The sequence below is a fragment of the Micromonospora sp. CV4 genome, from assembly GCF_003667455.1.
Taxonomy (GTDB): Bacteria; Actinomycetota; Actinomycetes; order Mycobacteriales; family Micromonosporaceae; genus Micromonospora.
Map to the genome: position 1 here is coordinate 1 of NZ_RCVI01000403.1, position 23655 is coordinate 23655.

The 23655-nt window shown below is 72.1% G+C and carries 19 protein-coding genes and 2 pseudogenes; 6 read left to right on the forward strand and 15 right to left on the reverse strand.

The window, feature by feature from the left end; all coding sequences use genetic code 11:
- Both EAD98_RS27405 and tmk read right to left on the reverse strand, forming a co-directional pair.
- Nucleotides 1-724: DNA polymerase III subunit delta' (locus EAD98_RS27405; protein WP_121656852.1), on the reverse strand; the 724-nt coding region annotated here is incomplete at its 3' end.
- A complete protein-coding gene (gene tmk / locus EAD98_RS27410; protein WP_255421264.1) occupies nt 724-2811 on the reverse strand; it encodes a dTMP kinase in 2088 nt (695 codons plus the stop codon). The genes tmk and EAD98_RS27405, both read right to left, overlap by 1 nt.
- A gap of 317 nt (nt 2812-3128) precedes the next feature.
- On the opposite strand from tmk, the gene EAD98_RS27415 reads away from it, so the two are divergent.
- Nucleotides 3129-4337 (forward strand): amino acid deaminase/aldolase, encoded by a 1209-nt coding sequence (locus tag EAD98_RS27415; RefSeq protein WP_121656853.1) that lies wholly within the window; start codon nt 3129-3131, stop codon nt 4335-4337.
- Between the two features lie 57 nt (nt 4338-4394).
- On the opposite strand, the gene EAD98_RS27420 is transcribed toward EAD98_RS27415, so the two are convergent.
- A complete protein-coding gene (locus EAD98_RS27420; RefSeq protein WP_121656854.1) occupies nt 4395-5000 on the reverse strand; it encodes a TetR/AcrR family transcriptional regulator in 606 nt (201 codons plus the stop codon).
- A gap of 226 nt (nt 5001-5226) precedes the next feature.
- Here EAD98_RS27420 and EAD98_RS27425 point away from each other — a divergent pair, with 226 nt between their 5' ends.
- Nucleotides 5227-6543 (forward strand): D-arabinono-1,4-lactone oxidase, encoded by a 1317-nt coding sequence (locus EAD98_RS27425; protein ID WP_121656855.1) that lies wholly within the window; start codon nt 5227-5229, stop codon nt 6541-6543.
- A 10-nt stretch (nt 6544-6553) separates the two neighbouring features.
- On the opposite strand, the gene EAD98_RS27430 is transcribed toward EAD98_RS27425, so the two are convergent.
- From EAD98_RS27430 to EAD98_RS27450, 5 genes and pseudogenes are all read right to left on the reverse strand, one after another.
- Entirely contained in the window at nt 6554-7654 is a 1101-nt protein-coding gene (locus tag EAD98_RS27430) for a GDSL-type esterase/lipase family protein (RefSeq protein WP_121656856.1), read from the reverse strand.
- Nucleotides 7655-7670: 16 nt separating this feature from the next.
- Complete coding sequence (locus tag EAD98_RS27435) at nt 7671-8651, reverse strand: NADPH:quinone reductase (protein WP_121656857.1); 981 nt, start codon at nt 8649-8651, stop codon at nt 7671-7673.
- A complete protein-coding gene (locus EAD98_RS27440) occupies nt 8651-8950 on the reverse strand; it encodes a hypothetical protein (RefSeq protein WP_121656858.1) in 300 nt (99 codons plus the stop codon). The genes EAD98_RS27435 and EAD98_RS27440 overlap by 1 nt, the downstream gene beginning before the upstream one ends.
- Nucleotides 8947-9534, reverse strand: coding sequence for a TetR/AcrR family transcriptional regulator (locus EAD98_RS27445; RefSeq protein WP_199723583.1), 588 nt, complete (start codon nt 9532-9534; stop codon nt 8947-8949). Before EAD98_RS27445 ends, EAD98_RS27440 begins: the two co-directional genes overlap by 4 nt.
- Nucleotides 9535-9930: 396 nt before the next feature.
- Nucleotides 9931-10452 (reverse strand): annotated as a pseudogene (locus EAD98_RS27450) (topoisomerase C-terminal repeat-containing protein); the annotation flags it as partial.
- Between EAD98_RS27450 and EAD98_RS27455 the strand changes: the two are divergent.
- Nucleotides 10430-10615: pseudogene (locus EAD98_RS27455) on the forward strand (D-arabinono-1,4-lactone oxidase); the annotation flags it as partial. The pseudogenes EAD98_RS27450 and EAD98_RS27455 sit on opposite strands and share 23 nt — an antisense overlap.
- A gap of 16 nt (nt 10616-10631) precedes the next feature.
- Here the strand turns inward: EAD98_RS27455 and EAD98_RS27460 are convergent.
- The 7 genes from EAD98_RS27460 to EAD98_RS27495 all read right to left on the reverse strand — a co-directional run bounded on the left by EAD98_RS27460 (nt 10632) and on the right by EAD98_RS27495 (nt 19988).
- Entirely contained in the window at nt 10632-11858 is a 1227-nt protein-coding gene (locus tag EAD98_RS27460) for a CapA family protein (RefSeq protein ID WP_233583997.1), read from the reverse strand.
- A gap of 80 nt (nt 11859-11938) precedes the next feature.
- Nucleotides 11939-14755, reverse strand: coding sequence for a type I DNA topoisomerase (gene topA / locus EAD98_RS27465; RefSeq protein WP_121656860.1), 2817 nt, complete (start codon nt 14753-14755; stop codon nt 11939-11941).
- Nucleotides 14756-15129: 374 nt separating this feature from the next.
- The gene (locus tag EAD98_RS27475; protein ID WP_121656867.1) at nt 15130-15702 is read right to left on the reverse strand and encodes a hypothetical protein; all 573 of its coding nucleotides are present in this window, start codon (nt 15700-15702) and stop codon (nt 15130-15132) included.
- 167 nt (nt 15703-15869) lie between these two features.
- A complete protein-coding gene (locus EAD98_RS27480) occupies nt 15870-16412 on the reverse strand; it encodes a hypothetical protein (RefSeq protein ID WP_121656861.1) in 543 nt (180 codons plus the stop codon).
- A 116-nt stretch (nt 16413-16528) separates the two neighbouring features.
- Nucleotides 16529-18877, reverse strand: a complete 2349-nt coding sequence (locus tag EAD98_RS27485; RefSeq protein WP_121656862.1) for a sodium-translocating pyrophosphatase — start codon at nt 18875-18877, stop codon at nt 16529-16531.
- 320 nt (nt 18878-19197) lie between these two features.
- Complete coding sequence (locus EAD98_RS27490; protein WP_089018050.1) at nt 19198-19635, reverse strand: ATP-binding protein; 438 nt, start codon at nt 19633-19635, stop codon at nt 19198-19200.
- Nucleotides 19632-19988, reverse strand: a complete 357-nt coding sequence (locus EAD98_RS27495) for an STAS domain-containing protein (RefSeq protein WP_074316127.1) — start codon at nt 19986-19988, stop codon at nt 19632-19634. The genes EAD98_RS27490 and EAD98_RS27495 overlap by 4 nt, the downstream gene beginning before the upstream one ends.
- A 140-nt stretch (nt 19989-20128) precedes the next feature.
- Between EAD98_RS27495 and EAD98_RS27500 the strand changes: the two genes are divergently transcribed.
- From EAD98_RS27500 to EAD98_RS27510, 3 genes are all read left to right on the forward strand, one after another.
- Nucleotides 20129-22507, forward strand: a complete 2379-nt coding sequence (locus EAD98_RS27500; RefSeq protein WP_121656868.1) for a DEAD/DEAH box helicase — start codon at nt 20129-20131, stop codon at nt 22505-22507.
- Nucleotides 22508-22604: 97 nt separating this feature from the next.
- On the forward strand, nt 22605-22808 hold the full coding sequence (locus EAD98_RS27505) for a hypothetical protein (RefSeq protein WP_089018052.1): 204 nt from the start codon (nt 22605-22607) through the stop codon (nt 22806-22808).
- Nucleotides 22809-22928: 120 nt separating this feature from the next.
- Nucleotides 22929-23507 (forward strand): hypothetical protein, encoded by a 579-nt coding sequence (locus tag EAD98_RS27510; RefSeq protein WP_121656863.1) that lies wholly within the window; start codon nt 22929-22931, stop codon nt 23505-23507.
- The last annotated feature ends 148 nt before the right edge of the window (nt 23508-23655 follow it).

The following is a 23655-nucleotide window of genomic DNA, read 5'->3' on the forward strand; positions in this document are numbered from 1 at the left end:
TGGGTCGGGCCAGCCGGCGGGCCCGACCCACGTGCCCCTGCGCGGCCGCCGCCGCCCACTGCGCCACGTCGGGCGCAATGCCGTCCCGACGGACCAGCACCTCGGCCACCGCCGCGGCCGACGGCTGCCGCAGGGGTACGACCCGACAGCGCGACCGGATGGTCACCGAAATGTCGTCCGGGTGGGTGGACGGGGCGCAGAGCAGGAACACGGTACGCGGCGGGGGCTCCTCGATCGCCTTGAGCAGCGCGTTGCCAGCGGCCTCGGTGAGCCGGTCGGCGTCCTCGATGACCACCACCTGCCAGCGCCCGCCGGACGGGGTGCTCGCCGCGCGGAGCACCAGCGCGCGCATCTCGCCGACGCCGATGGAGAGCCCCTCCGGCACCACCATCCGGACATCGGCGTGGGTGCCGCCCATCGTGGTGTGGCAGCCGGGGCACTCGCCGCAGCCGGTGCCGTGCACGCACTGCAGGGCGGCGGCGAAGGCCCGCGCGGCGACCGAGCGGCCGGAGCCGGGCGGCCCGGTGAAGATCCAGGCGTGGGTCATCCCGGCGCTCGGGTCGACTCCGGCCCCGCCGTCCGTGTCGGTCGGGCCGGCGGCGATCAGCGCGGGCGTACGGTCGGCGGCGCCCACGCGCAGCACGGACGCCGCCGCGACGGCCGCCCGGCGCAGCTCGGTCACCGCCTCGTCCTGACCGACCAGGTCGGCGAAGACGTCCGGCATCAGGTTCGATGCTCCATCGTCACCAGCTCCGCGTCGGATAACTCGGGCTGCACCGAGGTGTCCGGGCCCTGCGCCGGCCGGGGGTGCACGATGCCGCCCGGACTTCCGAGCATCTCCTCGACACGCCGGATCACCTGCCCGGTGATCTCCTCGGCCGGCCGGGACGCGTCGAGCACCAGGTAGCGCTTCGGGTCGGCGGCGGCCAGGTCGAGGAAGGCGTACCGGACGCGCTCGTGGAACGCGATCGACTCGGCCTCCAGCCGGTCGACGCCCTCGCTGCGCGACTCCACCCGCGACAGGCCGGTCTGCGGCTCGACGTCCAGCAGCACCACCAGGTCGGGCTTGAGCCCACCGGTGGCCCAGGAGGAGAGCCAGGAGACCTCGTCGACCGGGAGGGTCCGCCCGGCGCCCTGGTACGCCAGAGACGAGTCGACGTACCGGTCGCTGATCACCACGCCGCCGCGGATCAGCGCGGGCCGCACCACGGCGGCCACATGGTGCGCCCGGTCGGCGGCGTAGAGCAGCGCCTCGGCGCGCGGCGAGGGCGCCTCGGCGCCAGAGGTGTCCAGCACCAGCGACCGGATCCGTTGACCGACGGTGGTCGCCCCGGGCTCGCGGGTGACCACGACGTCGCGCCCCTGGCCGCGCAGTCGCTCGGCGAGCGCGGCGAGCTGGGTGGACTTGCCGGCGCCCTCACCGCCCTCGAAGACCACGAAGAGCCCGGCGGAGACGAACGGCTCGGCCGGCATCAGCGGCCGACCCCGGATGGAACCCCAGAGGTCGGCGAGGACCGGGACACCCTTCTTGTCGTCCATCTGGCCGAACGCGCTGATCCCGGCGAAGATGCCGGCGACCCCCGCGGCGAGCAGCAGCAGCCGCGTCGAGGAGACGGACACGCCCAGGTCGGCGATCACCAACTTGCGGGAGCCGCCCACACCGACCAGTAGGCTGCTCAGCCCGATGGCCAGGATCAGCACCAGCCGGGTGCCGATCTGCACCACCGCGAAGACCCGCCCGCGCACCTCGTCGGCCACCTCGCCGCCGAGGAGGGTGGTGCCCGCCAGGAAGGCCATGCCAGCGCCGACACCAACCAGGACCGCGCCGACGATCGCCATGGACAGGTGGATGGCGAAGGCGAGGGTCATCACGGCGGCGCTGGCCAGCACGATGCTCATGCCGAACCAACGGCGGCGGGACATCTCCTTGACGACCATCGGGCCGAGGCCGAGGCCGAGGGCCAGGCCGACGAAGATGGCACCGAAGAGCAGGAAGAAGGCAGCGTCGCCGGCGCCGAGCGAGGCGGCGAAGAACTTCGCGGTGCCGATCACGATGCCGCCGCCGGCGAACGCGCCGAAGATGCCGAGCACCAGACCGCGGACGAGCCGGGTCTGGCCGATGTACTTCCAGCCCTCGGCGAACTGGCGCCCCATGCTCTGCTCGGTGCGCTGCCGTTCGCCGGTCTGCGCCTGGCTGATCTCCTTGATCCCGAACGCCACCACGAGGGCGGTGGCAAGCCGCGAGAAGGAGTTGACCCAGAGCGCGAGCTGGGCCGGCTCTGCCCAGCCGAGGTCGCCGCCGGCGACGGCCCGGACGCTGCGGTCGAGCGCCGCAGCCACCAGCGCCGCGAGGATCGGGGTGAGGCCGTACGTGGTGATCAGCGTGAGCTGGTTGGCCGCCTCCAGCCGGGCGCGCGGGATCAGGTTGGGGACCGCGGCCTCCTTGGCCGGGATCCAGATCAACGTGATCGACTCGATCAGGAAGGTGGCGACGGTCGCCCAGAGGACCACCATCGCGCCGCTCGCGCCGGCCAGCGCCACCATCGGAATGGAGGCGAACAGGACGAAGCGGAGCAGGTCGCAGATGACCATCGTCCAGCGCCGGTCGAACCGGTCGGCGAGCACACCGGCGACCGGCCCGAGCACCAGCGCGGGCAGCAGCCGGATCGCGATGACACCACCGAAGGCCGCCCCCTTCGCGGTGCTGCCCTGCACCTGGGAGGCGGCGAAGACCGAGGTGGCCAGCAGGCCGAACCAGTCACCGAAGGAGGCCGCGCCGAGCACGATCCAGAGCCGCCGGAACGGCCGGATCCGCAGAACTGAGCGGATGGCGGCGTAACCGGACGGATCCACCTGGCTCCCGCCAGACTGGTTGGCGGCGTTGCCGGACTGATCGCCGGAGCGCGACACGCCGCGCGACTCGCCGCTGTTCTGGCTTTCGATGGCCGTACCTCCACGTGCCGGCCCATCGCTGGGCACCCCCGGTGGAACACTCTAGACCCGGTGGGGAGCCACCCCACTCGCGACATTCTCCTGCTCGCTGAGCCTAGGCCGCCGAAGGCATCAACCGCAGCCCGGCCGTACGCGAGGGTATTTCGCATTCATCGTCCGACAGTTAGCGTGCACACGTGGCCATCGAAAGCGACAAACTGCGCGAGCGCCTGGATCGGGCGACCGCCCACCTCGACCCGCCGTACGCGGTGGTGGATCTCACCGCCTTCGACGCCAACTCGGCCGCCCTGGCCGACCGCGCCGCCGGCAAACCGGTCCGACTGGCGAGCAAGTCGGTCCGCAGCCGGGAGCTGATCAGCCGGGCGCTCGCCCGGCCCGGCTGGCGGGGCGTCATGGCGTTCACCCTGCCCGAGGCGATCTGGCTGGTCCGGGCCGGGGTGAGCGACGACGTGCTGGTCGCGTACCCGAGCGCGGACCGCTCGGCGCTCGCCGAACTGGCGGCCGACCCGACACTGGCCGCCGCGATCACCCTGATGATCGACGGCACCGGGCAGCTCGACCTCATCGACTCCGTGCGGGCCCCCGGGCAGCGCGCCGAGCTGCGGCTCTGCCTGGACCTGGACGCCTCCTGGCGACCGCTGCGCGGACGGGTGCACGTCGGCGTACGCCGCTCACCGGTGCACAGCGCCCGAGCGGCCGGCGCGCTCGCCGCGACCGTCACCGGCCGGGCCGGTTTCCGGCTGGTCGGCCTCATGTCGTACGAGGCGCAGATCGCCGGCCTGGGCGACGCGCCTCCGGGGCAGACGCTGCTGGCCGGCGCGATCCGGCTGGCCCAGCGCGGGTCGTACCGCGAGTTGCTGGCCCGCCGGAGCGCGGCGGTGGCCGCGGTCCGTGAGCACGCCGACCTGGAGTTCGTCAACGGTGGCGGCACCGGCAGCGTGGCCGCCACCAGCGCCGATCCCGCGGTCACCGAGGTCACCGCGGGATCGGGCCTGTACGGGCCGACGCTGTTCGACGCCTACCGCGCCTGGCGTCCCACCCCGGCGGCGTTCTTCGCCTGCGCGGTGGTCCGTCGGCCGACGCCGGAGCTGGCGACCGTGCTCGGCGGCGGTTGGATCGCCTCCGGCCCGGCCGCCGACAGCCGACTGCCCCGACCGTGGCTGCCGGCCGGCCTGAAGCTGGTCGGCACCGAGGGGGCCGGCGAGGTGCAGACCCCGCTGGCCGGCGCGGCGGCGGCCGCCCTGCGTATCGGCGACCGGGTGTGGTTCCGGCACGCCAAGGCCGGCGAGCTGTGCGAGCGGGTCAACGAGTTGCACCTCGTCGACGGGGACGCGATCGTGGCGACCGCGTCCACGTACCGGGGTGAGGGTCAGGCGTTCCTCTGAGGCGCCACCCCGCCGCGCGGCCCTGCCCCGCCGCGCGGCCCCGCAGGGCGGGCCGGGTCAGGCGGGCTGGGCGGCCGCGGCCTGCTGCTCGGTGCCCGACCGGTCGCTCTCCGGGCCGTCGACCTGGCGGTGCAGGTACTCCCGGATCAGCGCCTTCGCCTCGAGCAGCACCCGCTCGTCGCCGTCGGACCGACGCCGGAACGCGAGCTTGATCAGCGCGTCGGCCGCCTCCACCGCGATCTCCAGGACGAAGCGGAGCTTGGGGACGTCGGTCAGCCCGAAGCGCTCGGTGAGCACCCGCGCCAGCTGGTCGGCGATCACGCCGTTGTTGTCCCGCTGCTCGTCGAGCAGGTGCAGGTCGACCACGTCGCCGAAGTGCAGGGTCCGGAAGCCGGGAACGGTGCGGTGCATCGTGATGTACTCATCGATCCCCGCGTCGACGCCGTCCCACCAGTGGGTCATCTCGTCGGAGGCGAACCGCTCGTCGAGCCGCTGGAGGTAGGACTCCATCGTGCGCAGGGTCAACGCCTGCACGATCGCCCGCTTGTCCGGGAAGAACTGGTAGACCGACCCGATCGCCACCTCGGCGCGCTCGGCGAGCAGGGTCGTGGTCAGCCCTTCGTACCCCACCTCGTCGACGAGTTCGGCGCAGGCATCCAACATGCGCTGTACCCGCGCGACACTTCGACCCTGCACCGGTACGCGGCGCAGCGGCCCGGTCGTGGCGGCTGGTGTGGACACTCGGCGCCACCCCCCTTCGACGGATGAACATATCTCCACGTCACGAGTCCGTGACTACCGGTACAACGAGCGGACCGCAATTGCGGTATTTACCAGCTACAACGTTCCTGATATGAAGTCAGTTCATATTCATTTTCGAGGAGCGCGCATGGTCGGCACCGCACCGCTCACCGCCCGCTGGTCCAACTGGGCCGGTAACCAGCGTGGCAGCGCCACCACAATCCTCCGCCCCGGCTCGCCGACCGACGTCGCCGAGGCCGTCCGGGCCGCCGCCGCCGACGGCGGTCGGATCCGGGTGGCCGGCAGCGGCCACTCCTTCACCGCCATCGCGCTCGCCGAGGACCGGCGGATGGAGCTGTCCGAGCTCGTCACCACCGTCAGCGTCGACGTCGCGCGTCGGCTCGTCACCGTACCGGCCGGGATGACCCTGCACGCCCTCAACGGTCTGCTCGCCCGGCACCGCCTGGCCCTGCCCAACCTCGGTGACATCGACGCCCAGACGGTCGCCGGGGCGATCTCCACGGGCACCCACGGCACCGGCGCCGGCTTCGGCTGCCTGTCCACCTTCGTCGAGGCGATCACCCTGGTCACCGGCACCGGCGAGGTGCTGCGCTGCTCCGCGGACGAGCACCCGGACGTCTTCGCCGCCGCCCGGGTGTCGCTCGGCGCGCTCGGCGTGCTGGTCGAGGTGACCCTGCGCTGCGTCGACGCCTTCGTGCTGCACGCCCACGAACGCCCGGCCGCGCTGGCCGACGTGCTCGACGACCTGCCGGCACTGATCGGCGACCACGACCACGTCGAGTTCTACTGGTTCCCCTACACCGCACGGGTCCAGGTCAAGACCAACGACCGGGTACCCGACAACGACCGCCCGCTGCCCCGATGGCGCGGCTGGCTGGACGACGACTTCCTGGCCAACACCGTCTTCGCCAGCGCCTGTCGCCTCGGCCGGGCCGTGCCGGCGCTCGCCCCGAGGATCAGCGCCGTCTCCGCCCGCGCGCTCACCGAACGCCGGTACACCGGCCGCTCCGACCGGGTGTTCTGCACCCCGCGCCGGGTCCGCTTCGTGGAGATGGAGTACGGCCTGCCTCGCGACGCGCTGCCCGAGGCGCTGGCGGCGCTCCGGCGGATCGTGGACGGACTGCCGTTCAAGGTGCTCTTCCCGGTGGAGGTGCGGTTCACCGCCGCCGACGACATCTGGCTATCGCACGGCTACGGCCGGGACAACGCGTACATCGCCGTGCACCAGTACGTCGGCATGCCGTACGAGCCGTACTTCCGGGCCTTCGAGAAGGTGGCCGCCGGACTGGGCGGTCGCCCGCACTGGGGCAAGCTGCACTACCGCGACGCCGCCTCGCTGGCCACCGCGTACCCGCGATTCACCGACTTCCAGACCGTCCGCGACCGCCTGGACCCGGACCGCGTCTTCACCAATCCCCACCTGGCCCACGTCCTCGGGGCCTGACGGCGGGCTGCTACAGCGCGAGGTCGTCCAGATTGACGGCAGCGGCCATGACCTCGGCGCCCTTGTCGTTCAGGTGCATGCCGTCGCCGCTGTCCAGCGCGGGGTGGATGTGGTCGGAGGCGTGCGGGCCGGCGACGGCCTGAGCCACGTCGACGACAGCGTCGAAGGCATCCGTCGTGCGGATCCATTCGTTCACCTCGCGTCGGACGGCGAGGCCCTCCGGCGTACTGATCTCGGGGCCGGCGCCCGCGAAGGGACCGATGGTGGCGGCGACGACCTTCAGCCCGGCGGTGTGCGCACGCGCGGCCAGCGTCGTGAAGCCGTCGATGAGGGCGTCGGCGGAGACGGGAGGCTCGCCGAGCATGGCGGGTAGACCGAGGTCGTTGATACCGAAGTGGACCAGGACGTGGCTCACGGCCGGTATCGAGAGGACGTCGCGGTCGAAACGAGCCAGCCCGTGTTCGCCGACGGTGTCGCGCAGCAGGCGGTTTCCGGCGATGCCCTGGTTGACGACCCAGCCGTGCCGCAGCCGCCGGTTGAGGACGTCGACCGAACGGCGGTTCGCGCCGATCGTGGTGCCGACCCCCTCGAACCAGGAGTCGCCGAAGGCCACCGCGATCGACGTGCCCTGCGGGGCGAGCACGTCGACACCCGACAGGTAGAACCGGGCCTCGACCTGCTCCGCCCCCGGCAGGACGGGAGACGTGACGTGGTTGCCGTCGGCTATCCGGGCGACCTCCGCCGGCTTGTGCGAGTGGGTGGCCAGATCGGTCCGCTCCGGGAGGTAGAGGCTCACGACCACGTCCGAGCCGGACCGCACGGGAACGCTGACCGGGTCCGTGACGGCCTCTTCGCCCGCCGGGACGACGCGGTGCTCGGCACCGTCGAAGGTGAGCGCGACCTGCCGGTGACCGACGGCGGCGGTGGCGGCCCCGATGGTCAGCGGAGCGCGGCCGTAACGGTTCGTCAGGCGTACCCGGAACGCGTCCCCACCGCCGGCCAGGTGCAGCACCTGACGGACGGTCTGGTCGGCGAAGCGACGGGGTTCGCTGAACTGCAACCGCTCGTAGGGGCTGATCACCCCGGTACGGAAACCGGCTGTCCAGATCATGGTCGTTGCCTGCCCTTCAGATGTCCAGGACGATCCGGCCCCTGGTCGAGCCGCGCTCGACCAGCTCGTGCGCCTCTGCTATCTCCGCCAACGGCAACCGGGCGGCGATCGGGTAGCGCAGGTCACCGGCGACCAGCGCGGCTGTCAGTTCGGCCGCGGCGGCCTCGTTCGCGGACTCCGGGAAGTCGTCGTTGCTGAGGAACCGGACCGTGATGTTCTGGAAGCCCAGCGGCCAGTACGGAATGGACGGCTCGGCGGCGCCCGTCGCGTAGGTCGCGATCACGCCACCGATACGGAGGATCTCCAGATTGGTCGCCAGGTTCGTGTCGAAGGCCAGCTCGGCCACCCGGTCGATCGGTTCCCCGCCGGTGTAGTCGAGGATCCGGGTGGCGACATCGCCACCGGCGGTGTCGACCGCGTGGTGCGCGCCCGCGGCTAGTGCGGGTTCCACCTGATCGGGCGTGCGAACCGTCGCGATCACGATGGCGCCACCCCGGCGGGCCACCGCCAACGCGGCCCGTCCGACCGCGCCGAGGGCACCGGTGACGAGGACCCGCTGCCCGCGCACGGGACCGTCGGCGAAGATCGCCCGGTGCGCGGTGACGCCCGGGATACCGAGCCCGGCCGCCTGCTCGTACGGCACGTCGGCGGGGAGCGGCACGGCGTGCCGCTCCGGCACCACGGTGTATTCGGCGGCGGTGCCGAACGGGCGGTACGACTGGGCGAGGTAGACCCAGACCCGTTCGCCGACGCGGGACGGGTCGACACCCAGGCCGACCGCGTCGATCACCCCGGCACCGTCGCCGTGCGGGACGACCCGGGGGAACGACATGGTGGACCCCCACCAGCCCTGCCGTTTGCCGAGGTCACCGACGTGGATCCCGGAAACCGACACCCGGACCCGGACCTCGCCCTCACCCGGCCACGGATCGGGCAGCTCACCGACCTGGAGCACCTCGCGCGCCGGGCCCTGCCGGTCGTACCACGCCGCGCGCATCAGGCGCCCGCCGGCTCGGTCGTGGTGCCCTCCTCGACGCTGATCACCGCTTCGATCAGAGAGAAGAAGGTTTGGATACCGGGCCGGTCCGCGCCCCGGCGGCGGGATTCGGCGAAGTCCTCGGAGGAGCCCCAGAAGACGATGTCCAGCCACTCGTCGGCCGACAGTCGGATCAGTCGGGCTTCGAGGAAGCCGGCACGGTCGGCCTGGAAGTCACGCAACATCGCCGGTCGCGCGGCCAGCAGAGCGTCGGCGCGCTCGGTGGGCACGCGGAAGCGGGTCATCTCGACGGTGGTCATCGTCCCTCATTCCGTTCGGCTGCTGGCGCTGCGTCCGCTATGCCCACCATCAGCCTGAGCTGGGCCAGGAGGACTGCGCGGAAATCCGTGACTGTGGGAGTGGGGTGGCGCTGAACCCGGGAAACGATCAGACCGGCCAGAGCCGTGAGGAGGACATCCGTCACCGCTTCAGCGTCGTGGGTCAGGGTGAACGCACCCCGCTCCACGCCTTCCCGGACGGCGGCCAGGAAGGGCGCCCGGTAACGCGTCCACACGTCGGTGCTGTGGTCGCGGAGTTCGTCGTCGCGCATTGCCGATCGCCAGAACTCGACGAGGATCTGCCGGGTGCTCTCCGAGTTGTGCAGACTGCGGTCCACCAGCAGGACCAGCCGTCGCCACGGGTCGGGTTCGGCGGCGGACATCGCCTGCAGGGCAGCCACCTCCCGATCGGTGAAAACCTGCATCGTCTCGATGATCATGTCTTCGCGCGAACCAAAGTAGGTCTGCAGGGTGCTGATCGCGACGCCCCCGGCCGCCGATACATCCGCGAAGCGGGTGTTCTCGTAGCCGCGCGTGGCGAGCACGCCGGCCACCGCGTCGAGCACCGCGTTCCGCTTCTCACCACCCGCACGCCTCTTCCGGGTCACCATGGCGTCGTGGGCCCGGGTCCGCCGAACAACCGCTCTCCCCGGAGAGGCGTCGGCACGGATGGAACCCGCGGAGGCTGTGACAGGCAAGGCACCGGCATGGCCATACGGTACGACCGTACCGACGAACGGCGAAGAGCCTCACCTCAAGGGTGACAGGAAACACCCGCGCTCCGGCCGAATCACCGCGTTCGAGCTGGGCAACAGCCGACACCCGGCCACGGAGGCGTAGATCTTGGACAGTTGTCGTTCCGACCGAACGGAAACTGTCCAAGATCTGGAACGTCGGACCGGCGCGTCACCGATCAGGCGGCCGGGCCGGGGTTACTCGGTGCTGGTGGCGGCCTTGCGGGTGGCGGCCTTCTTCGCCGCCTTCTTCTTCGGCGCCGGACCCTTGGCCCGCTTCTCGGACAGCATCTCCGAGGCTTCCTCAATGGTCAGCGCCTCCGGGGTCTGCCCACGCCGCAGCGACGCGTTGAACTCCCCGTCGGTGACGTACGGGCCGAACCGGCCGTCCTTGATCACCAGCGGCTTCTCGGTCAGCGGGTCGACGCCCATCTCCCGCAGCGGCGGCGCGGCCGCCCGCCGTCCACGGGCCTTCGGAGCGGCCAGCAGGGCCAACGCCTCGTCCAGACCGACCGTGAACATCTGCTCCTCGGACTCCAGCGACCGGAACTCCTCGCCCCGCTTGACATACGGGCCGTAGCGGCCGTTGTTGGCGAACACCTCGACCCCGTCGGGCGCGACGCCGACCAGCCGGGGCAGGCTGAGCAGCTTGAGCGCCTCCTCCAGGGTCAACGAGTCCGGCGTCTGCGAGCGCAGCAGCGAGGACTTCCGCTCACCGCTGGACACGTACGAGCCGTACTTCCGGGCCTTCGAGAAGGTGGCCGCCGGACTGGGCGGTCGCCCGCACTGGGGCAAGCTGCACTACCGCGACGCCGCCTCGCTGGCCACCGCGTACCCGCGATTCACCGACTTCCAGACCGTCCGCGACCGCCTGGACCCGGACCGCGTCTTCACCAACGCCCACCTCGACCGGTCCTCGGTGGCGACGCTCAGCCGCCCGACGCCACCACCTGATCCGGGCCGGCGCCGAGGGACCGGACGTAGCCGAGCACCCGCTGGTACGCCGCCCGGTAGTCGCCCCGCAGACCCGGCGGGGTGGCCGGGTCGGCCAGCGCTGCGGTCAGGTCGACCAGCCGGAGGGCCGGTGCCAGGTCGGTCCAGGTTGGCAGCGCCTCCATCCGGGTCACCGTCCAGCGCCCCGGGGCGGTCTCGGTGAAGGTCGCTCGCGCCATCACACCCTCGCGGTTGTCGTCGATCGGCTCCGCGTGCCGGGCCAGTTCGTTGCCCATGCCGAAGACCACCCACTTGTCGCCGAAGCGCTGGAACGGCTGCACCGCGTGGGCGTGGTGGCCCAGGATGAGGTCCACGTCGGGCGAAGAGATCAACTGCTGTGCCCAGGCGCGCTGGTCGGCGTCCGGCAGGTGCTGGTACTCCGTACCCCAGTGCAGGCTGAGCACGACGATGTCGGCGCCGGCGGCGCGCGCCTCGTGGGCGGCGGCGAGGATCTCGGGCGGATCGATCAGGTTGGCCAGCCACGGCTGGCCCGAGGGGCGGTTCAGCCCGTTGAAGTTCAGGCTGTACGCCAGGTGGGCGACGCGGACGTCGCCGACCTGGTAGATCCGGGGCGTGGCCGCCTCGGCGGCGCTGCGGGCGCTGCCGGTGTGCCCCAGCCCGGCGACTTCGAGCGCGCGGATCGTCCGGGCCACCCCGTCGACGCCCTGGTCGAGGGTGTGGTTGGAGGCGGTCGAGCAGCCGTCGAACCCGGCACCTCGCAGCCCCTCGAGCACCTGCGGGGGCGCGTTGAACGACGGATAGCCGGCGAACGGGCCGGCTGGATCGGCCAGTGGCGTTTCGAGATGGCACAGCGCCAGGTCGGCGCCGCCGACGGCTGGGGCGACCCCCGCGAACATCGGGGCGAAGTCCAGGCGGCCGGCCCGGGCGCCGTCCCGACGCGCCTGGTCGGTCACAGCGGGATGAACCAGAACGTCACCCGCGGCGACGAGTCGCACGGTCCGCCGGTTGGCGGCATCCCGGGGCGGCCCGGTGGACGACCCCGGGGCGACGGTCTGCGGGGCAGCCTGTGACGCGATGGCCCCGGCCGGCGCGGAGCTCTCGTCATCCATCGCCCAGAAGCCCGCCGCGGCCACGGCAAGCAGCAACGCTCCCGCCGACGCGCTGACGAGTACACGGCGACGCGTGGCAGTGGTGGCGAACATCCCCTCACGTTAGGGAACCCCCACCAAACCCTCGCACCAAATAGGACATTTCATCCATTAGGGACAGGGGTCGGTGACCGTCACTCCTCGGCGGGCCTGGCGGCGGCCTTCTTCGGGGCCGCCTTCCTGGCAGTGGTCGCCTTGGCGGTCGTGGTCTTCTTCGCAGCCGTGGACTTGCTGGCGGCGGCCGTCTTCTTGGTGGCCGCGGCCTTCTTCGCCGGGGCCTTCTTCGCCGCCTTCTTCTTCGGCGCCGGACCCTTGGCCCGCTTCTCGGACAGCATCTCCGAGGCTTCCTCAATGGTCAGCGCCTCCGGGGTCTGCCCACGCCGCAGCGACGCGTTGAACTCCCCGTCGGTGACGTACGGGCCGAACCGGCCGTCCTTGATCACCAGCGGCTTCTCGGTCAGCGGGTCGACGCCCATCTCCCGCAGCGGCGGCGCGGCGGCCCGCCGTCCACGGGCCTTCGGAGCGGCCAGCAGGGCCAGCGCCTCGTCCAGGCCGACCGTGAACATCTGCTCCTCGGACTCCAGCGACCGGAACTCCTCGCCCCGCTTGACATACGGGCCGTAGCGGCCGTTGTTGGCGAACACCTCGACCCCGTCGGGCGCGACGCCGACCAGCCGGGGCAGGCTGAGCAGCTTGAGCGCCTCCTCCAGGGTCAACGAGTCCGGCGTCTGCGAGCGCAGCAGCGAGGACTTCCGCTCACCGCTGGACACGTACGGGCCGAACCGCCCGGACTTGAGCACGATCGGCTCACCGGTGCCCGGGTCGTCGCCGAGCTTGCGCTCGCCGCTGCCGCCGAGGAACAGCTCGTGCACCTTCTCCGGGGTCAGCTCGTCCGGGGCCAGCCCCTCGGGGATCGGCGCCCGGTCGCCCTGGGCGCCACCCTCCTCACCCTCGGCCGGCGCCGCCGGCTCGCCGCCGGGCAGCTCCCGCTGGAGGTACGGCCCGTACCGGCCCACCCGGACCACGACCTCCCGGCCGTCGTCGTCGGTGAAGAGCGGGATGGAGTTGACGCTGCGCGCGTCGATGTCGCTGAGGTTCTCGGTGACCAGCTTCTTGAGCCCGCCGGAACGGGCGATGCCCTGGTCGCCGGCACCGTTGGCGCCGCCAAAGTAGAACGCGGTGAGGAAGTCGACGGCGGCGTGGTCGCCGCCGGCGATCTCGTCCAGCTCGTTCTCCATGGTGGCGGTGAAGTCGTAGTCGATGAGGCGGGGGTAGTGCCGCTCCAGCAGGCCGATCACCGCGAACGCCAGGAAGGTCGGGATCATCGCCTGCCCGCGCTTGGTGACGTACCCCCGGTCCTGGATCGTCTGCATGATCGACGCGTACGTGGACGGGCGGCCGATGCCCAGCTCTTCCAGTGCCTTGACCAGCGACGCCTCGGTGTAGCGCGACGGCGGCTGGGTGTGGTGGCCCTGCGCGGCCAGCTCGTCGGCGGTCAGCGGCTGGTCCTTGACCAGGGTGGGCAGCCGGCGCTCGGCGTCCTCGGCCTCGGCGTTCTCGTCGTCGCTGGACTCGACGTACGCGCGCAGGAAGCCCGGGTCGGTGATGGTCTTGCCGGTGGCCCCGAAGTCGGCCTCCTCCTGCGAGGTGGAGACCGCGCGGATGCGCACCGAGACGCTGGAGCCGACCGCGTCGGTCATCTGCGAGGCGATGGTGCGGCGCCAGATCAGCTCGTAGAGCTTGAACTCCTCGGCGGACAGTTCCTTGGCCACCTCGCCCGGGGTGCGGAAGTTGTCCCCCGCCGGGCGGATCGCCTCGTGCGCCTCCTGCGCGTTCTTCACCTTGCCGGTGTAGCGGCGCGGCTCCGGTGGCACGCTGCGCTCGCCGTACAGCTCGACGATCTGCCGGCGGGCCGCCGAGATGGCGGTCTCCGACAGGTTCACCGAGTCGGTACGCATATAGGTGATGTAGCCGTTCTCGTACAGGCGCTGCGCGGTGCGCATCGTCTGCTGCGACGACAGGCGCAGCTTGCGGGCCGCTTCCTGCTGGAGCGTCGAGGTGATGAACGGCGCGTACGGGCGGCGGCGGTAGGGCTTCTCCTCGACCCGGGTGACGGTGAACGGCCGTCCCTCGAGTCGGGCCGCCAGCCCACGGGCGCCGCCCTCGTCCAGGTGCACGACGCCGGCCCCGGGCTTCACCCGGCCGGTGGTCGGCTCGAAGTCCTTGCCGGTGGCGATCCGGTCGCCGTTCAACGCGATGAGGGTGGCGTTGAACGCGCGCGGCCCCTCGCCGGCGTTCGCCACGGCGAGAGTGGCCAGGATGTCCCAGTATTCCGCGGTGCGGAAGGCCATCCGCTGCCGCTCCCGCTCGACCACGATCCGGGTCGCCACCGACTGCACCCGGCCGGCCGAGAGCTTCGGCATGACCTTCTTCCACAGCACCGGGGAGACCTCGTAGCCGTAGAGCCGGTCGAGGATCCGCCGGGCCTCCTGCGCGTCGACCAGGTCGCGGTCGATCTCGCGGGGGTTGGCCACCGCCGCCTGGATCGCCGGCTTGGTGATCTCGTGGAAGACCATCCGCTTGACCGGCACCTTGGGCTTGAGCGTCTCCACCAGGTGCCAGGCGATCGCTTCGCCCTCGCGGTCCTCATCCGTCGCCAGGAAGATCTCGTCGACCTCCTTGGCCAGCTTCACCAGCTTGCTGATCTGCTGCTTGCGGTCGGCCGAGACGACGTAGAGCGCGTGGAAGCCGTTGTCCACGTCCACCCCGAGGCGGGCCCACGCCTCGCCCTTGTACTTGGCCGGCACGTCGGCGGCGTTGCGCGGCAGGTCGCGGACGTGACCGAAGCTGGCCTCCACGACGTACCCCGGGCCGAGGTAGCCCGAGATCGTCTTGGCCTTCGCCGGTGACTCGACGATGACCAGACGGGTGGTTCCAGCGTTGCTCGGCACGTCTCTCCCCGACCTCACTCCTGCTCGTGGTCTGCCGGCGCCCGGACAGCGACCGCTCTCGACCCCGCCGTCGCACCGGCGGTCCGGATGTCCAACGTAACGCGCCGTCCGCGTTTCGGGTTTCGCGGGCGGCAAACCGCTCCGGCGCGGCGGTCCACTCCCGCCCCGCCGCGCTCGGCACTGCCGGACGGCGCCACCGTACACCGTGGGTAGGGCTCGAAGCGGGTCACTGTGACGATGGCGGACTCTCGACCGAGGTCCGACCCGCCCGTTTTCCGCCCGGATCGGCCCGCCGGCTGTCCGGGTCCGGACAACCGACGGCGGCCCGGGCCTCCACCTCCGGACTGGGCGGAATGATCCGGTTCGTCCCCTGGTCAGGGTCGGGTCGGCCAGGCGTCGGCCGGTGCCGCGCGCGGCGGCCCGCCGACCAGTTCGGCGAGCCGGCCCAACCGGCGCCGGCCCGTGATCCGGTACCCCGGGCCGCCCTCGTCCGGGCCGAGCAGCGTGCCGGCGAGCCCGGCGGCGGCGAGCGCCGCGCCGACCGGCTCCCAGCACTCCCGGTCGCCCTCGCCGAGCCGCAACAGGAAGCCGCCGGGCGGCTCCGGCGTCCCGGCGGCGGCGAGCCACAGCCGCAGCCGCCGGCCGGTCAGGTGAAAGGTCGCCGGCGGGCGTTTCGCCGGACCGTGCAGCCAGGCGACCGCGAGCGGCTTCAGGATCCGGGTGTACGAGGTACGGACGGCGTGTCGCGCGTCCCCGGTCGGCTCCCAGCTCGCCGCCAGCCCGCGCAACGCCAACTCCGCGACCAGCACGTGCACCCGCCAGGCGGCGTCCACCTGCACGGAGAGGCGGGCGGTGCCCCCCATCCGCACCACCTCGCCCGGCCCGGCGAGCAGCCCGGCCAGGTCGGCGACCGTCGGTTCGGCCGCCTCGGCGCCGAAGAAGACCAGTTGACGCCCGCCGTCGTCGGTCTGCGCCGGCCCGGAGGGCGGCCCGCTCGACCCGGACCGGGTCGGCCCGCCGCGCCGTCGCGCGGGCTCGGACGCCGACGGGTCGGGCTCGGGCGCCGGGAACAGCGCCGGAGGCGGCTGCGCCGCTCCGGTGTCGCCGAGCCCGCTCAGCGACACTCCGGCACCTCGTCGAAGGCTTGTTTCAGCTCCTCGGAGTTGAGCCGACTGGTGTCCAGCGCGCTGGCGTCGTACTCCTTGTTGAGGGTGTCCACCGCGGCCCGCACGCCGTCGTAGAAGACGGTCGGCTCGGCGGTGCCCAACCCTTCGATGCTGTCCCGGGCCCGGCCGTAGGCGTCCCGCATCTTCCCCAGTGAGCTGCGGAAACCAGCGGAGATGGCCTCGCCGTTGTCCGTCTCCGGGACGCCGGCCCGCTCCACCTTGCGGCGTGCGGTCTCGCTCGCCTGCTCCGCCCCACCGAAGAGCCGCACCAGGTTCTCCTTGGCCTGCGCCGGCGTGGTCTGCGCGGTCATCTGCTCATCCGTGCTGCTGGTCAACTTGCTGATCTCAGAGCGCCACGGGGTGAGCGCACCGCAGACCGTGGCCGCCCAGGCCCGCGGACTGGGGCCGCCACCGCAGCCGGAGAGCAGGACGACGAACGTGGCCAGGACCACCGTGAGCTTTCCGGCGGCAGACGCCTGGCACGTACGCATGCGTTGCAGCGTACGACCTCCGCCCAGGCGTGGCACCGGTCAGACGGCCCCGGAGGAGGAACCGACGGTCCCCGGCCGGCGTGGCACGCCGACCGGGGACCCGGTGCCGAGAATGGTCAGGCGTTGACCGTCTCCGGCCGGTGATCGGTGCTGCCCGCACCCGTGTCGGAGTCGTCCATCGCGATGCCCTTGCGCTTGCTGAACACCACCGACGCCACGATGATCAGCGTGGCCACCACCGCGATGGCCACCCGCACGGGGGTGTTCCGGTCGTCGCCGATGCTGAAGGCCACCACGGCCGGCGCGATCAGCAGCGAGACCAGGTTCATCACCTTGAGCAGCGGGTTGATGGCCGGGCCGGCGGTGTCCTTGAACGGGTCACCGACGGTGTCGCCGATGACCGTCGCGGAGTGCGCCTCGGAGCCCTTGCCCCCGTACGCGCCGTCCTCCACCAGCTTCTTGGCGTTGTCCCAGGCGCCACCGGAGTTGGCCAGGAAGACCGCCATCAGCGTGCCGGCCCCGATCGCCCCGGCCAGGTACGCCGCCAGCGCGCCGGGCCCGAGGCCGAAGCCGACCGCGATCGGCGCCAGGATGGCAAGCAGGCCGGGGGTCATCAGCTCGCGCTGCGCGTCCCGGGTGCAGATGTCCACGACCTTGCCGTACTCCGGGCGCTGGGTGCGGTCCATGATGCCGGGCAGCTCACGGAACTGCCGGCGGACCTCCATCACCACGGCGCCCGCCGAGCGGGACACCGCGTTGATGGCCAGCCCGGAGAAGAGGAACACCACCGCCGCGCCGATGATCAGGCCGACCAGGTTGCGCGGGTTGGCCACGTTCAGCGAGTTGAGGATCTCCGTCCCGACGTCGCCCACGCCCGCGTCCGCGTACGCCGTGCGCAGCGTGTCGGTGTACGAGCCGAACAGCGCGGTCGCGGCGAGCACCGCGGTGGCGATCGCGATGCCCTTGGTGATCGCCTTGGTGGTGTTGCCGACCGCGTCCAGCTCGGTGAGCGTCCGGGCGCCGTGCTCGTCGATGTCACCGGACATCTCGGCGATGCCCTGGGCGTTGTCGGAGATCGGCCCGAAGGTGTCCATGGCGACGATCACGCCGACCGTGGTGAGCAGGCCGGTGCCGGCCAGCGCCACCGCGAACAGCGACAGGGTGATGGAGCTGCCGCCGAGCAGGAACGCGCCGAAGACGCCGGCGCCGATCAGCAGCGCCGAGTAGACCGCCGACTCCAGCCCGATGCTGATGCCGGCCAGGATGACGGTGGCCGCACCGGTCTGCGAGCTCTTGCCGATGTCCTGCACCGGGCGCCGGTTGGTCTCGGTGAAGTAGCCGGTGAGCGCCTGGATGGCGGCGGCCAGCACGATACCGATGATCACCGCGCCGATGGCCACCAGTCGCGGGTTGCGGTCGACGTCGGTGAGCCCACCCTCCAGCTCGGCGAAGGTCGCCGGCAGGTACGCGTAGGCGGCGATCGCCACCAGCACCGCGGAGAGGACCGCCGAGATGTAGAAGGCCCGGTTGATCGCGGTCAGGCCGCTGCGGTCGGAGGCGCGCAGCCGGGTGATGAAGACGCCGAAGATCGCGACGAGCACACCGATGGTGGAGATGATCAGCGGGAAGACCAGGCCGTCCTCGCCGAACGCGGCGCGTCCCAGGATCAGTGCGGCGACCAGGGTGACCGCGTACGACTCGAACAGGTCGGCGGCCATGCCGGCGCAGTCGCCCACGTTGTCGCCGACGTTGTCGGCGATGGTGGCGGCGTTGCGCGGGTCGTCCTCCGGAATGCCCTGCTCGACCTTGCCGACCAGGTCGGCGCCCACGTCGGCGGCCTTGGTGAAGATGCCACCGCCGACCCGCATGAACATCGCGAGCAGCGCGGCGCCGAAGCCGAAGCCCTCCAGCACGGTCGGTGCGTCGCCCCGGTAGACCAGGACGACCAGCGCGGCGCCGAACAGGCCGAGGCCCACGGTGAGGAAGCCCACCACGCCACCGGTGCGGAACGCGATCTTCATGGCCGCTTCGCGGCCACCCTGTCGCTCCCGGGCGGCGGCGGCCACGCGCAGGTTGGCGCGGGTGGCCAGCCACATGCCGGCGCCGCCGATGGACGCGCTGAACAGGGCGCCCACCACGAAGAAGAGCGATCGGCCGAACTTCACGGCGGTCTCGCTGCCGTCGGTGTCGTGCACCGGCAGCAGGAAGAGCAGCACCACGGCGATGACGACGAAGATCGCCAGAGTGCGGAATTGGCGGAGCAGGTAGGCGGAGGCGCCCTCCTGGACCGCCCCCGAGATCTCCTGCATGTTCGTGGTGCCCTTGCCGGCTGCCAGTACCGCCTTGGTGAGGGCGGCGGCGAAGACGAGCGCCACCAGCGCGATCACCGCGGCGATGACGACGTACGTGACGTTGCTACCGGTAAGGGAAAGCCCGCCGCCATCGGCGGCCAAGGTCTCGGACATCTGTGTCCTCCTGTTACCGAACACTCGCGCCGGTGAGTGGAGACGCACCGACCGGCGCCTGAACGCGGACTCGCAAGCGCGCGCCAACCCACCCCAGCGGACCAGCGATGACCACCCATACCCGCTGGCTGCGGGATGGATCACTTGCTGACAACCCGGGTACTGTAGCCCTCCACAGTGTCGGAGGTCACACCGAGGTGGCACCGTGTCTCGATGATCTTCGTCGCTGTGTTATGAAACGAAATCTGATATAGAGCCAGGCCCATGACAAGGAGGCCGCACCCCGACGGGATGCGGCCTGTGCGGCGGAACAGAACGGGTCAGCGGCCGACCGGCCACACCATCCGCACCTCGGTGCCGACGCCCTCGTCGACGGGACGCACCTGAAGGTCCTCGACGAACCCGGCGAGCAGAGCGAACCCGACTCCGGTGGTCAGCGCCTCATCGGTGAGCGACTCGTTGGCCAGCTCGTCCGGCGGCAGTGCGGCCAGCCCGATCCCGGCCTCGATCGGCGCCCGGTCCACCACCCGCACCGCGTACGACCCGGCGTCCGACATCTCCACCAGCACCGGGTCGGCCAGGCCGTACTGGCGGTGCAGGGCCACCGCCCGGGTGCACGCCTCGCCGATGGCCAGGCGCACCTCGTCCAGCAGATCCTCACGGACCCCGGCGCGCCGGGCGACGGCGACGCCGACCAGCCGGGCGGTACGCACGTGCACCGGAGCCGGGGAGAACGAGAGCTTGACTGTCGCCATCACGCGCTGGCACCGGTCGGTTCCGCGCCGACCGCCGCGTCGACCGTGGGGTGCAGCGGGAAGACCTGGTCCAGCGCGGTGATCCGGAAGATCTTGAGCAGCGGCTCCTTGTCACAGACCAGGGCGAACGAGCCGCCGGCCGTGCGGAGCCGCTTGAGCGCGCCGACCAGCACGCCGAGCCCGGTGGAGTCGAGGAAGTCCACCCGACCGAGGTCGACCACCACGTGCCGGGCGCCGCCGTCGATCAGTTCGAGGAGCCGTTCGCGGAGCCGGGGCGCGGTGTAGACGTCCACCTCACCGCCGACCTCGAGCACCGTGTGCTCGCCCACGGTGCGGGTCGCCAGCGACAGCTCCATCGGTCCTCCTCGCCAGAGCCGTAAACTCTCCTGGGCATCTAACCATTACCGCTTGGCCACCCTGCGGTCGCCAACGGAAAGCTCCCCTTACCCCCTGGCCCGACTTTTCATCTCCGAACACCAGTGCGAGAGTGCAGGGCGTGTCGTCCGCAGCCACCGTATCCGCAGGTCCCGGCCCCGAGCCATCGCCGGTCGACCTGCTGCGCCGGCTGCGCGCCCACAGCGCCGGTGACCCGGTCACCCACGTCGAACGGGTGCCGGCCCGCGCCGGGGTGCCCGCACCGTGGCCGCCGTGGGCACCCGCGGAGCTGCGCGAGGCGTTCGCCCGCCGCGGCGTGGTCGCGCCGTGGCGGCACCAGGCCGAGGCGGCCACCCTGGCGTACGACGGCGGCCACGTGGTGCTCGCCACCGGCACCGCGTCCGGCAAGTCCCTGGCGTACCAGCTCCCGTCGCTGGCCACGCTGCTCGCCGACCCCCGGGCCACCGTGCTGTACCTGGCACCGACCAAGGCGCTCGCCGCCGACCAGCTGCGGGCCGTGGCCGGGCTGGAGCTGGAGGGGGTACGCCCGGCCTGCTACGACGGGGACACCCCGCGCGCCGAGCGGGAGTGGATCCGCCGGCACTCCCGGTTCGTGCTCACCAACCCCGACATGCTGCACCACGGCATCCTGCCCGGGCACGCCCAGTGGTCGGGTTTCCTGCGCCGGCTGGCGTACGTGGTGATCGACGAGTGCCACACCTACCGGGGGGTGTTCGGCTCGCACGTGGCGCACGTGCTGCGTCGGCTGCGCCGGCAGTGCGCCCGGTTCGGAGCCACCCCGGTGTTCGTGCTCGCCTCGGCGACCTCCGGCGACCCGGCGACCGCCGCCGGGCGGCTGACCGGCCTGCCGGTGACGGCGGTCACCGAGGACGCCTCGCCACGCGGTGGGGTGACCTTCGCGCTCTGGGAGCCGCCGCTGCTGCCACCCGACTCGTCGGCGGCGGCCTCCCCGGCGCCCAGCCAGGCGGCGGGCGGGCACGACGACGTGCCGGACCTCATCCAGGTCCGCCGGTCGGCGCTGCGGGAGACCGCGGACCTGCTCGCCGACACGGTCGCCGAGGGGGTACGCACACTCGCGTTCGTCCGGTCCCGCAAGGGCGCCGAGGTGGTGGCGGCCAGCGCGCGCCGGGCGTTGGACGAGGCGGTGCCGGGGCTCGGCAAGCGGGTGGCCGCCTACCGGGGCGGCTACCTGCGTGAGGAGCGGCGCGAGCTGGAGCGGGCGCTGCTGCACGGTGATCTGCTCGGCCTGGCCTCCACCAACGCGCTTGAGTTGGGCGTGGACCTGATCGGCCTGGACGCGGTGCTGATCTGCGGATACCCGGGGACCCGGGCGTCGCTCTGGCAGCAGGCGGGCCGCGCCGGCCGCTCCGGCCAGGAGGCCCTCGCCGTGCTGGTGGCCCGGGACGATCCGCTGGACACCTATCTGATCCACCACCCGGAGGCGATCTTCGGAGCGCCGGTCGAGGCGACGGTGCTCGACCCGGCCAACCCGTACGTGCTGGCCCCGCAGCTCGCCTGCGCCGCGGTCGAGGCCCCGCTCACCCCGGCCGACCTGACGCTCTTCGGCGAAGGGGCGAAGGAGGCGATCGACGAGCTGGTGGCGGCCGGGGCGCTGCGGCAGCGGCCCACCGGGTGGTACTGGCGACACCGGGAGCGTCCCGAGGTGGATCTACGCGGTGAGGGCGGCGCCCCGGTCTGCGTGGTGGAGTCGGCCACCGGCCGGCTGCTGGGCACGGTCGACGGCGGCTCGTCGCACTTCCTGCTCCACCCCGGCGCGGTCTACCTGCACCAGGGCGTCTCGTACGTGGTGGACGAGCTCGACCTCGCCGACGGATGCGCGCTGGTGCACGCCGAGGAGCCGGACTGGTCCACTCACGCCCGGGACGTCACCGACCTGTCCGTGGTGTCGGTGCGCTCCTACGTGGACGCCGGACCGGTCGGCATGTTCCTCGGCGAGGTGGACGTGACCAGCCAGGTGGTGTCGTACCAGCGACGGCGGATCGCCACCGGCGAGGTGATCGACACCCGGCCACTCGACCTGCCCACCCGGGAACTGCGCACGGTGGCGGTCTGGTTCACGCTGTCACCGCAGTCCCTGACCGCGGCCGGTGTGCAGGCCCCGGACGTGCCAGGTGCGCTGCACGCCGCCGAACACGCCGCGATCGGGCTGCTGCCGCTGATGGCCACCTGCGACCGGTGGGACATCGGCGGGCTGTCCACCGCCGTACACCCGGACACCGAGGCGCCGACCGTCTTCGTCTACGACGGACACCCGGGCGGCGCGGGCTTCGCCGAGCGGGCGTACGGGACGGCGTCGGCGTGGCTGCGGGCCACCCGGGACGCGATCGCGGAGTGCGGCTGCGAGACGGGATGCCCGTCCTGCGTGCAGTCGCCGAAGTGCGGCAACGGCAACAACCCGCTCTCCAAGCCGGACGCGATCCGGGTGCTCGACGTGGTGCTGGCGAACCTGCCCGCCTGAGCCGCGTTGCATGAATCCGAGCGAGACGGGGCACAATGATGGGAGCGCTTCCATCGATGCCTGCCTTTTCAGCCCGTCCCGTGCCCTAGGAGGAGCCGTGGCCGACACCATCGCCGAGACCGTCGACCTGCTCTACACCATCGACCAGGAGAGACTCACCCTCGACCAGCAGATCGCGCTCGGATCCGCACTGGCCGCGCTGGCTCAGGCAGAACGGCTGGAGCAGATCAACGAGCGGCTGCAGGGTATCCACCAGGTCCTCAACGGCTGGGCGTTGCGCGTCACCGTCGACGGGCGTTGACCTCCCCGAGGACGGCCGGACCGGCCGGGCCCGGCCACGGGTGGGAGCGCCGGGGCGCGGGCCGGCGTCGGTCGCCGGGCTGTGCGAGACTCCGGCGCACAATCCCCCTGAGGAGATCAGATGCAGCTCGAGAACTTGCAGACCCTGCAGCATTTCCACATCCGGCAGCGGCTGCGAATGATGGTCAACCAGTACGAGGTCCGGGCGGTCGCGGCGGACGGCACCGAGGGCGAACTGCTGGCCTTCGCGCAGCAGAAGCGGCTCGCCTTCAAGGAGCAGGTGACGATCTACACCGACGACTCCAAGCAGCAACCCCTGCTCGGCTTCAAGGCCCGCCAGCGCATCGACCTGGGTGCCACGTACGACGTGACCGACGCGGCCGGCAACCCGATCGGCCTGTTCCGCAAGGACTTCGCCCAGTCGCTGCTCCGTTCCACCTGGCACGTCGAGCAGGCCGGCCTGCCGCAGGTGACGGGCCAGGAGCGCAGCATGCCGGTGGCGCTGCTGCGTCGGTTCGTCGACTCGCTGTCCTGGCTGCCGTACCACTTCGACTTCACCGCCGGCGGCCAGCCCGTCTTCTCGGTCGTGAAGAAGTGGGGCCTGCGCGACAAGTACATCGTCGAGGTGCACAACCCCCAGATCGACCGCCGCCTGGTCATCGCCATGGCCGTCGCTCTCGACGCGCTCCAGGCCCGCTGACGCATCCCGGCCCACAGGGCCACCCTCCTTCCCGCCCGCTGGCCGGGACACGGGCCCGCCGGCCCAGGTCCCGGCCAGCCCGGCTGTCCGGCGGCTGCCGGTGGCCGGCTGCCAGTGGCCGGCTGCGGGCCACCGGCAGCCGCCGGAC

Coding starts and splice junctions, on each gene's coding strand:
- EAD98_RS27430 (WP_121656856.1), bottom strand. CDS start 7,654: ATGATCTGGACAGCCGGTTTCCGTACCGGGGTGATCAGCCCCTACGAG.
- EAD98_RS27460 (WP_233583997.1), bottom strand. CDS start 11,858: ATGTTCGCCACCACTGCCACGCGTCGCCGTGTACTCGTCAGCGCGTCG.
- EAD98_RS27420 (WP_121656854.1), bottom strand. CDS start 5,000: ATGTTGGATGCCTGCGCCGAACTCGTCGACGAGGTGGGGTACGAAGGG.
- EAD98_RS27510 (WP_121656863.1), top strand. CDS start 22,929: ATGCAGCTCGAGAACTTGCAGACCCTGCAGCATTTCCACATCCGGCAG.
- EAD98_RS27435 (WP_121656857.1), bottom strand. CDS start 8,651: ATGCGCGCGGCGTGGTACGACCGGCAGGGCCCGGCGCGCGAGGTGCTC.
- EAD98_RS27495 (WP_074316127.1), bottom strand. CDS start 19,988: ATGGAGCTGTCGCTGGCGACCCGCACCGTGGGCGAGCACACGGTGCTC.
- EAD98_RS27425 (WP_121656855.1), top strand. CDS start 5,227: ATGGTCGGCACCGCACCGCTCACCGCCCGCTGGTCCAACTGGGCCGGT.
- EAD98_RS27440 (WP_121656858.1), bottom strand. CDS start 8,950: ATGACCACCGTCGAGATGACCCGCTTCCGCGTGCCCACCGAGCGCGCC.
- EAD98_RS27480 (WP_121656861.1), bottom strand. CDS start 16,412: ATGCGTACGTGCCAGGCGTCTGCCGCCGGAAAGCTCACGGTGGTCCTG.
- EAD98_RS27485 (WP_121656862.1), bottom strand. CDS start 18,877: ATGTCCGAGACCTTGGCCGCCGATGGCGGCGGGCTTTCCCTTACCGGT.